The organism is Megasphaera sp. DJF_B143 (assembly GCF_900320625.1).
GTDB lineage: Bacteria > Bacillota > Negativicutes > Veillonellales > Megasphaeraceae > Megasphaera > Megasphaera hexanoica.
In genome coordinates this window covers 1-3,318 of sequence record NZ_ONTA01000203.1, presented here as the reverse complement: position 1 = coordinate 3,318, position 3,318 = coordinate 1, and the positions used below count along the sequence as shown (strand labels likewise).

Sequence of the window (3,318 nt, the reverse complement as noted above, 5' to 3'; positions counted from 1 at the left end):
TATTCCGTCTTGTCACCAATCTGCTGAGCTTCCTGCTTGGTGACTTTTTCCGTAATCGTCGGCGCCGTCGGTTTCTGCTGGAAGTGGAAATTTTCATAATAAGCCGGATGGTTGGCATACTGGACGGCCAGGGTTACATCGGGATCGGGATTGTCCGGGAATCCATCGTGGTCAGCATCCTTGAATGTCGGGAAGATAGAATCGGCATAGGTGCGGACGGCCGCCAGACCTTTCTTTCCATCCCGTTCATGATAGGTACCGGTGATGGATGCGCCGTGGGCATGGTCGGCTACGACGATGATCAGCGTATTATTACCATGTTCTTTATTCCATTTCTGGGCATATTCGATGGCCTTATCAAATTCAATCGTATCGTACGTAGCACGCTGCCAGTCCATGGCGTGGAGTTGTTTATCAATGGATGCGCCTTCGATCATGGCGAAGAAACCTTTCGGATTCTGGCTGAGGATGTCGAGAGACTTTTTCGTCATATTGACCAGATTTGGCTGATCCGTATATTTCCCTAATACTTCAGGATTTTTAAGCATTTCCCGATCGATATAGACATTCATCGTTCCCGGCTTGAATAATCCCAGGAGCGGTTTGTTGGAAGGCGCTGCCATCATTTCTTTCGATGTCGTGACGAAAGTATAGCCCTTATCTTTGAATTCCTGGATGACATTCTGGTTATCGTGACGTTTCGATCCTTTTTCCGTCTGTGGGATATACCGGCTGGAACCGCCACCCATGATGACATCCGGGCGATGGTAATCTTCCAGATATTCTGAAGCCAGGTAGTCCTGGTTGGCCCGGCGCCGCGTATGGCCGACCATGGCAGCCGGCGTAGCATCGGTCGATTCAGCCTGGGTAATGATGCCGACGGACATGCCACGGCTGCGTTTTACGATTTCACTGATATTTTCCACACGGGGATCGTCGAAGGGATCTTTTGTCGAATCTTCATAGACACCCATGGCATTGACTACCGATTTATGTCCCGTCGCATAAGCCGATGCCGAGTTGGCACTGTCTGTCGTCAGGGAATCGTAGCCGCTCGTCGTAATCAGGCAGTTATGCGGCATTTTTTCCATGGCCAGCAAGTCATTATATTTCCCATTGGTCATGCCTTTGGAGATAATACGTGCCATTTCACGGGCCTGCAGCGACATGCCGTCACCGACAAAGAGGATGACATTTTTAGCCTGTTTCTGGGCCTTTTCCTGAACGACCGTATAGCGGGCATGGCTGACATTACGGCCCGTATCATCCGTTGCCGAAGCCTGCACCGTATAGTTTCCGGCTTTGGGGAAGTTCACACTGTTTACACGATAGGAAATAACCCCGTTGTCCAGATTCGCCGCCTTTAGATCTTTTCCGAAAAATTTACCTGCCGGCTGGTTGTTGATGGTGATGTCCACGTTTTTCAGGTTTTTAGCCTGACTGACTTCTACATCAAAATCAAACTTGGCCCCTGCCAGAAACTTGGCGTTATCTACGGGCAGAATGCGTACGTTTGCCGCCTGCACGCCGGGAATAATCCCGAAAGCAGAACCGCAGACCATCATCGAAAGAATTGCACGTTTTAACCATGTCTTTTTCATACCATGACCTCCTGATTTCATGCGCTCTTGCAGCATGACCTGGCTTTACTGTTTCTTATGTATCGCATGGTCATTATACGAGGTCTATGTTATAAGTCATGTCATTTTTCTGTATAATTTCTGTCAATTATCCCGCGGCGGCAAAAAAACAGAGCGGCCGCCGGGGCAGCCACTCCATGGTACCGTTTCTCATATATCGTATTGTCTGTCAGCCTGTACAGTCTGGGAATTACAGGTATCCGGCAGCCTGACCGGCCAGTTTGGTGCGGACAATGCGCGTCACTTTTTCATCGACGAGCTTGCGGAACGATTCGTCGTTTTCATAGGCTTTCAACAGGCCGGTATAGGTTTCCTGTTCATGGCCATAGTCGTGGCAGACAAAGACGATGTCGGCACCGGCCCGGATGGCCATGACGCCCATGTCGGAGAAAGCATAGTGTTTGGCCATAGCTCCCATTTCCATGTCATCGGACAGGATGAGGCCTTCATAGCCGAACTGCTGGCGCAGCAGGCCCGTCATGACCGGCTGGGATACACAGGCCGGAAGTTGTGGATCGAGGGCCGGAAAGGTGACGTTGGACACCATGATGAACATCTTATCGTGGGGTACCTGTCTGATGAGGTCAGAAAAAGGCTTCATATCAGCTGCCAACAGTTCTTCCCGGCTGGCAGCGACCTGGTCTCCGTCGAGATGGGGATCGGTCCGGACCTTTCCGATACCGGGAAAGTGTTTGAGAGAACACCAGATCTTCGCCTCTTCATAGCCTTGTACAGCCTGCAGGGCAAAGGAGGTGACGACGGCAGGATCGCTGCTGTACGACCGTTCTGACGCAGAACCGAGATCGACGACGGGGGCAAAATTCAGATTAAATCCCAGTTCCTTCAGCTTTTTCCCCGTCGTCAGGGCCCATGTCCGGGCCGCTGCGGGGTCGTCATTTTCTCCCAGCTGCTGTTCACTGGGCACGCGGGGAAAGGCCTCGCGCATGCGCAGGACAAATCCTCCTTCCTGATCGACGGCAATAAAGGGAGGTATATCCTGGCTCTGCCGGCGTATCTGCCGTGCCAGGGCCGCATTCAGGTCTTTTACCTGCTGCGTCGACTGCATATTGCGGTCAAAGAGGATGACATTTCCCATGTGGTACTGGGCAATCTGGTAGGCCGCATCCTGATCGACCGTCGTCCCCTGGATACCAATCATCATGAGCTGTCCCACCCGCTGCTGGGGACTCATGGACCGGACCTTGTCCCTTGCCTGTTCATCCAGAGTCGATACAGTCCCCGTCCGGCCCGACGCTGCCGCCGTTCCATCCGTACGGGAACGGCTCTGCCAAATCCATGCGGCAGCTCCTAGGACTACTATGACGAGTAAGACGATGATACTATATATGAATTTACTGTGCCTGTTCTTGTTCTTCATTGTATACTAGTTCGCCACCTACCAGCGTCTGTTTGACGTGGAAATCCGTACTATCCAGAATCGCTATATCGGCCAGTTTGCCCTTTTCCAGAGACCCGATCCGGTCGTATACGCCCAGATCCTTTGCAGGGTTCACTGTCGCCATGGCCACGGCTTCGGGAAGGGGGGCACCACTATTGACCAGGAAATTCAGGACGACCTGATTCATAGCGACAATACTGCCGGCCAGGGTGCCATCTTCCAGACGGGCTTCGCCGTTTTTCACGAATACTTTCTGGCCGCCCAGTTCTGATTCTCCGT

The 3,318-nt window shown here is 52.2% G+C and carries 3 protein-coding genes; all 3 read right to left on the bottom strand.

The features are described from left to right. Positions 1-1,601: alkaline phosphatase (locus DBO31_RS06230; protein WP_234995418.1), on the bottom strand; the 1,601-nt coding region annotated here is incomplete at its 3' end. A 229-nt stretch (positions 1,602-1,830) separates the two neighbouring features. Beyond that, positions 1,831-3,018, bottom strand: a complete 1,188-nt coding sequence (locus DBO31_RS06225; protein WP_150824711.1) for a glycoside hydrolase family 3 N-terminal domain-containing protein — start codon at positions 3,016-3,018, stop codon at positions 1,831-1,833. Then, positions 2,993-3,318: amidohydrolase family protein (locus DBO31_RS06220; RefSeq protein WP_150824710.1), on the bottom strand; the 326-nt coding region annotated here is incomplete at its 5' end. The genes DBO31_RS06225 and DBO31_RS06220, both read right to left, overlap by 26 nt.

Coding starts and splice junctions, on each gene's coding strand:
- DBO31_RS06225 (WP_150824711.1), bottom strand. CDS start 3,018: ATGAAGAACAAGAACAGGCACAGTAAATTCATATATAGTATCATCGTC.